Source organism: Streptomyces tauricus (assembly GCF_014650955.1).
Lineage (GTDB): Bacteria > Actinomycetota > Actinomycetes > Streptomycetales > Streptomycetaceae > Streptomyces > Streptomyces tauricus.
Map to the genome: position 1 here is coordinate 1 of NZ_BMVY01000082.1, position 5,876 is coordinate 5,876.

Genomic DNA, 5,876 nt, shown 5'->3' on the forward strand with positions numbered 1-5,876 from the left:
CCTCACCGCAAGCCAACTCTAGGCAAACCAACCCCAGTTACACCGCTCGCTTTACAGACCCGCCCAGCGCGATCATGCCGAAGCTGAGACCGATGAAGGACCAGAACAAGGCGGGACCGGCGGGGGTTGGGCTGCTGCTCGGCCGCCCAGCGTTGGCGGGTGACGGCGAGTGCCGACCTGACCAGCTACACCTCTGTCTCGGCTACGCGCTGCTGGACGCGTGAGCGGTGAGTCATAACAGGAGTCTCATCGGTCATCGGATTTAGAAGCCATCTCAAGCGGCGGATCTGGTCACCGGTGCAAGTGGCCCAAGCCTCCTTCGGGCGCTGGGTAGGAATGCTCCGCAGGTAGGAGACGTCGTGCTGCAGTCAGGTCCCCGTCCCGTACCTGGTCGTGAATCGTGTGCGCAAGTGTGGTGATGTCGGTGATGGAGACCGTCCATTCGTCCGCGTAGCGGTGTGCGGCTTCTCCTGTGAGACCGAGCTGTAGCGACCGGTGAGGAAGCGGTTGCAGGTGTAGGTCACGTTCCGGGTCCCACTGGACTCGAGCTGGAGAGCGCTTCAACTGGCGTTTCCAGGTTGCGCGGTCAGGATGCAGGCCGCGCTCGTAGTGGGCCAGGCAGGCGTGTTCCAGTGCCCATTCGAAGCCTTCGCGGGTGATCTCGATGGCGAGGACAGTTTCCTGGCCGTCCTTGGAGCCCCATCCGCAGCGGTACATCATCCAGAGGAAGGAGGGCTTGATCCATGTCATCCGGTCCCGCTGCCAGGCTGCCGGGAAGCGACCGTCCCGGGCCGCGGGAAGGCCGATCTCCGGCCCGTAGGCCTGGTAGACGGGGCGGATTCAACTGGTCGTCGCAACACCTTCTGAACGCGGAGGTGTGCAGTGGGACGACCGAGGAAGCAGATGCCTCAGGCACCATCCGGTGCGCGGCGGCAGTGGGCCGCAGACAGGGCGATGCGGCCGCCGATGCGCTCGCCTGGCCGGCCTGAGCCATCGCGTGCTGTTCAGCGCGAGTTCTGGCGTCTGATCGAATCGGGGGTCACTTCTGTCCAGGCCGCTGAGGGGGTCGGCGTGTCGGCGCCGGTCGGGATTCGGTGGTTCCGACACGCTGGCGGGATGGCGCCGCTGAGTCTGGACGAGCCCTCGGGCCGCTACCTGTCGTTCGCGGAACGCGAGGAGATCGCCCTGCTCAAGGCCCAGGACAAGGGCGTGCGCGAGATCGCCCGCACGATCGCCCGCGACCCGGGAACGATCTCTCGCGAGCTGCGTCGCAACGCCGCGACCAGGAACGGTAAGCCGGTCTATCGCGCCGTGGTGGCCCAGTGGAAAGCGCAGCAGGCCGCGAAACGACCGAAGACGGCCAAGCTCGTGGACAACGCCCGTTTGCGTGAGTACGTGCAGGACCGGCTCGCCGGTGAGGTGCGCCGACCCGACGGCACGATCGTTGAAGGTCCCGCGACGCCGCCGTGGAAGGGTCTGAACAAGCCCCATCGCCAGGACAGGCGGTGGTCAACGGCATGGAGCCCGGAGCAGATCGCCTGCCGACTGCGGGTCGACTTCCCTGATGATGGGTCCATGCGCATCAGCCATGAGGCGATTTACCAGTCGCTGTTCATCGAGGGCCGAGGCACACTCAAGCGCGAGCTGGTCACGTGCTTGCGCACGGGCCGTGCGTTGCGGGAGCCCAGGGCGCGGGCCAGGAACAAACCGCAGGGCCACGTCACCGCTGACGTCGTTCTCAGCGAGCGCCCGGCCGAGGCCGACGACCGTGCTGTCCCGGGCCATTGGGAGGGCGACCTGATCATTGGGACGGGCAGGTCCGCGATTGGCACGCTCGTCGAGCGCAGCAGCCGCTCCACGCTCCTGGTGCACCTGCCCCGGCTGGACGGTTGGGGCGAGAAACCGTACGTCAAGAACGGGCCGTCGCTCGGCGGATATGGGGCCGTCGCGATGAACGCGGCCCTGATGGAAGCGATGACCAAGTTGCCCGAGCAACTACGCAAGACCCTCACTTGGGACCGCGGGAAGGAGCTCTCCGGCCACGCCCAGTTCGCCATGGAGAGCGGAACGCGGGTGTTCTTCGCAGATCCCCACTCGCCCTGGCAGCGACCGACGAACGAGAACACCAACGGGCTGCTGCGGCAGTACTTCCCGAAAGGCACAGACCTGTCCCGATGGTCCGCCGAAGACCTCGAAGCCGTCGCATACGCGCTCAACAATCGGCCCCGCAAGATCCTTGGTTGGAAGACGCCCGCCGAAGTCTTCGAAGAGCAACTACGCTCGCTACAACAACCCGGTGTTGCATCGACTGGTTGAACTGGCCCGGTGACCGTGGAAGCGGTGTAAAAGGCGCGGATCTGGTGCTGGGGTTCTGCCACGGTGACCAGCGTGGGGGCACCGTTCGATGCGCGCCATCGAATTACTGACTTCGGCTTGTCAGGGTGACGTTGGGATGTGGGGCGAGGCCAGTCCCAGCGATAAAGCCGTCGAGGATCTCAGCCCGGTTCTGAAGGCGCTTGAGCCGGTTGCGGACAAGTGCCTCCAGACGGTCGAGGGCCATGACGGCGAGGTTGGCCAGGCTGCGTGGAACTTCCTGCCGATCAGCGTGGCCACCCGCGCCGCGGTCCACAGTGGTCCACAGCGGTATCTCGCGGCGGGCGCCGGCAGTTTTGACGGTGCGCCGGTAGAAGCGGACGTACTTGGTGACCTCCGCACGTTTATGGCGCGGTCAAGCAACAAGTTCCGTCCGGTGTGGCGGGGGGACGGTCAGCGTGGGGGCGTAGTAGCCGGGCGGGTGGGGTTCGCCGATGGGCATGCCTTCTGCTTCGACCCAGGCATGGGCCTGGAAGGGCGCGGTGCGTACGCCGGTGCACCAGGTGGGCCACATGCCTGTCATGCGGCACAGCAGTGCTGTGGCCAGGGACCGTTGGAGGCAGCCCTGTCCGGCGCAGCGGGTGCTGACGGCTACGACGGCGTTGCGTGCGCTGAGGGTGCGCCCTGCGGCGGCCGGTGCGGCGCCGGTTCGCGCCAGGCGCAGTGCGGCGTGGATGCGTCGGGGCGGCAGTGCGCTGAGCGGGCGGGCGATGGCAACTGCGAGCAGGGCGGGCAGGCGCCAGCGCAGGGGCGGGGTCTGACCGCTCTGCAGGGTCATGGGGGCGCTCATGCGGTGACGAGCTTTCGGGTTCGCAGGGTGTCGATGAGCGTGGCCACATCCGCGTGGGCGCGGTCGTGGGTGATGTCGTAATGCCGGTGCAGGACATCGGCGGTGTGTTGATGGTCGGCGCCGTTGAGGAGGGTTGTCAGGGCCAGCGTCGCGGAGGCGTTGAGCTGGAAGTAGCGTCCGTTGCGTTGGTCGAGCAGGACGGTTCCGTGCTCAGTGGGGGTGGCGGTCACGTCAGATGTGAGGGCGAGGGTCATCGTTCTCCAGCGGTGGTGGCAGGGTGCTTCCTGGGGCGGGAGAGGCTTCGCAGCCACAGTTCGCACGCCAGGGTGGGTTCCAAGGCCAACAGTGACTGCCCGGTGGTGTGGACGGTGCGCAGCATGTTCTGTACGGCGGTGTCCTCGATGAGGCCCATCCGGGACAGTTCAGATCCGTCGAACAGGTGCAGGAGGGTGGCCTTGTGGCGGCGCAGGCCGTCGAAGGCGTCGGTTGTGTAGTCGCCCTTGGTGGAGCGTCCGAGGATGTCGTCGGGTACCAGGCCGCGCATCGCTTCGGCGAGCAGAGGTTTGTATTGGCGGGGTGTTGCGCGTTCGTGGGGTCGGACGGCGAGAGCGGCGGTGATGACCTGGTCGTCGAGGTAGGGGGCGGCCAGTTGTGCCCCGTGGGCGGCCATCACCCAGGACGCGTAGCGGACCATGGCCCCGGCGTTGCGGAGGGAGTCCAGCACACGGTGTGCTCCCCGTCCTTCCTGCAGGGGCTGGGGCTGTGATTGCGCGGTCTGCAGGAGCAGGTTCCTCACGGCGTGTTCTGCCTGGGGCGTGGCCCAGGGCGGCATCCGCATCGGCATGGTCCACCCGAGGTCCGGGGTGAAGATGCTGGGCGGAGGTTTCCTCAGTTCGGCCGAGCAGTGTTCCAGCCAGCCGTGGAAGGTGCGGGAGTCGGTCAGTCCCGATACGGTCGCGCCCCAGGGCCAGTGGGCGAGCGCGCGTCGGCTGGAAAGGTGGCGGATGCCGGTCCACGGCCGGGCCCGCACCATGCTGTGCAAGGTGGCTGCCGGCAGGTGAAAGAGTTCGTCGCCGCCGTGGCCGCACAGGTGGAGGCGGGAGCCGAGGGCGGCCACTCGCGCGCTGGTATCGGCGAACCGTGCACCGGCCCTGGTCCAGTACGGAGGCTCGGCCGGTACGACCATGTCCTTGCCGCTGTCCATCCCGGCGAACATGGTCGGTGCCTGCTCGTAGTCCAACGTCAGGTGCTGGGTGTGGGGTAGGCGGGCTGTAATCCGGGCTGCCCACAGGGCGTCGTCTCCGGCTGTGTCAAGCTGTGGGGTGCGGACGGTGATCAGGTGACGGGCCTGTCCAGCGGCGAGGTGGGCCAGCGTGCCGGAGTCCATTCCGCCGGACAGGTCGGTGCTGACCACGTCGTTAGCGGCGCCGACCCGGCTGTGGACCGCGTCGGACAGTGCTTGCCGCACCGCCGATACCCCCTGTGTCCGGGACAGAGCGGCCGTAGGGGGAGTCCACCAGCGCACCGTCGAGGGCTTGCCGTCGCTTCCGAGCAGCAGAGCGTGGTCCGGCGGCACCTGGTGAACGCCCTGCCACAGCGGTCGTTCGCGCAGAGGGTGCGGAACACCGAAGGACAGGAGGCGCAACGCCACAAGGTCTTCATCGATGTCCGCTCCGGTCACTGCGGCGAGCGCTTCGGGGCGGTCCGCTGCGACGGTGGCCCCGGCGACGCGGGCATGGAAGAACGCCCGCACCCCGGAGGCGGTGCCCTGCAGGCGGACCTGGCCGGCGACCGAGGCCATCAGATGCGCGCTGCCCCGCGACAGGGACGCCAGGCAGTCGATGCTTGCAACGTCCGTCAACCGCGTCGCGGCTTCCGTCAGTTCCGCCGTGGTCACGGGGCAGAACCCCGCCACCGCCAGTCGCGTTCGCCCTGCGGCGACGACCCGTACTTCCCCCTGTGGCCAGTGGCCGACAATCCATGGCCGTCCCGAGGCATGGGTTAGGACACGCGCGCCTGGACTCGCACGCAGTTCATTCGCTGCCGCGGCGACGCGGTCCGCGTCGGGAAGCACAATGAAGCCCGCACCATTGCTGTCGCTTTCGACCGTCCCGACCACAGCTCTTTCCTCGGCACCGGTGCTACCTCGTCCCGCCATCAATGGATCCTCCCTATGCGTCAACCGGCTCTGCCGGCCTCCCAGCGCCCAAGGTCGCAGGGAGCGGATTCCGCAGCGCGGTGGCCGGGCGCAAGGCCCGGCCACCATCACCCGTCTCCTGGCGGGACGGCATGTGCCTATCGCAGGGCGAGCTTTGTCTGCAGCCCGGACGGCACCCGATCCTCAAGCTGCGAAGGGAAAGAAAGCCTCCATGCCCCAGCCGTTACTGCCGAGGGTGAGGGCGCCGAACTCGCCGACCTCCACCACCTCGGGGGTCTCGTACGCCTCGTACGCCTCGTACGCCTCGTTCTCAACGATCTGCATCTGTTCCATGACTGCTCCTTTCACGAACCGGCGATCGCCACCGGTTTTCCTACACAGTAACCTCGACAAACGCCTAAGAGTATTTGAATGACTACCATGAGTGACTACTATTCGGAGTGCCACGCGCGGGAAGCCGCTCTGGCGCCGATCATTACTGACTTCGGCGTATTACTGAGGTTTTCGTTAGTTCTGTGGGTGCAGGTGCTTGGGTGGTGTGAGGATCTGGCTGTG

Annotated in this window: 7 protein-coding genes and 1 pseudogene; 2 read left to right on the forward strand and 6 right to left on the reverse strand. The window is 67.1% G+C overall.

Annotated features, from left to right (window positions below):
* Positions 1-224, forward strand: a 224-nt coding sequence (locus tag IE278_RS41935; RefSeq protein ID WP_213089792.1) for a hypothetical protein, incomplete at its 5' end; no start/stop codon positions are given.
* Positions 225-291: 67 nt separating this feature from the next.
* Here the strand turns inward: IE278_RS41935 and IE278_RS41500 are convergent.
* Entirely contained in the window at positions 292-840 is a 549-nt protein-coding gene (locus tag IE278_RS41500) for a DUF4291 domain-containing protein (RefSeq protein ID WP_189780213.1), read from the reverse strand.
* A 63-nt stretch (positions 841-903) separates the two neighbouring features.
* On the opposite strand from IE278_RS41500, the gene IE278_RS41505 reads away from it, so the two are divergent.
* Positions 904-2,316 carry an IS30 family transposase gene (locus tag IE278_RS41505; protein WP_373312248.1) on the forward strand — a complete coding sequence of 471 codons (1,413 nt, stop codon included), beginning with the start codon at positions 904-906 and terminating at the stop codon, positions 2,314-2,316.
* Between the two features lie 120 nt (positions 2,317-2,436).
* Here the strand turns inward: IE278_RS41505 and IE278_RS43470 are convergent.
* From IE278_RS43470 to IE278_RS41525, 5 genes and pseudogenes are all read right to left on the reverse strand, one after another.
* Positions 2,437-2,590 (reverse strand): annotated as a pseudogene (locus IE278_RS43470) (IS630 family transposase); the annotation flags it as partial.
* Positions 2,591-2,728: 138 nt separating this feature from the next.
* A complete protein-coding gene (locus tag IE278_RS41510; protein ID WP_246571827.1) occupies positions 2,729-3,151 on the reverse strand; it encodes a lasso peptide biosynthesis B2 protein in 423 nt (140 codons plus the stop codon).
* Between the two features lie 8 nt (positions 3,152-3,159).
* On the reverse strand, positions 3,160-3,417 hold the full coding sequence (locus IE278_RS41515; protein WP_189780211.1) for a lasso peptide biosynthesis PqqD family chaperone: 258 nt from the start codon (positions 3,415-3,417) through the stop codon (positions 3,160-3,162).
* Complete coding sequence (locus tag IE278_RS41520; RefSeq protein WP_189780212.1) at positions 3,414-5,060, reverse strand: asparagine synthase-related protein; 1,647 nt, start codon at positions 5,058-5,060, stop codon at positions 3,414-3,416. Before IE278_RS41520 ends, IE278_RS41515 begins: the two co-directional genes overlap by 4 nt.
* Positions 5,061-5,504: 444 nt before the next feature.
* The gene (locus tag IE278_RS41525) at positions 5,505-5,654 is read right to left on the reverse strand and encodes a lasso RiPP family leader peptide-containing protein (protein WP_246571831.1); all 150 of its coding nucleotides are present in this window, start codon (positions 5,652-5,654) and stop codon (positions 5,505-5,507) included.
* Between the last annotated feature and the right edge of the window lie 222 nt (positions 5,655-5,876).

Bases quoted from the DNA above. Each gene is read 5' to 3' on its own strand.
- IE278_RS41515 (WP_189780211.1), bottom strand. From the start codon at position 3,417: ATGACCCTCGCCCTCACATCTGACGTGACCGCCACCCCCACTGAGCAC.
- IE278_RS41505 (WP_373312248.1), top strand. From the start codon at position 904: ATGCCTCAGGCACCATCCGGTGCGCGGCGGCAGTGGGCCGCAGACAGG.
- IE278_RS41525 (WP_246571831.1), bottom strand. From the start codon at position 5,654: ATGGAACAGATGCAGATCGTTGAGAACGAGGCGTACGAGGCGTACGAG.
- IE278_RS41510 (WP_246571827.1), bottom strand. From the start codon at position 3,151: ATGACCCTGCAGAGCGGTCAGACCCCGCCCCTGCGCTGGCGCCTGCCC.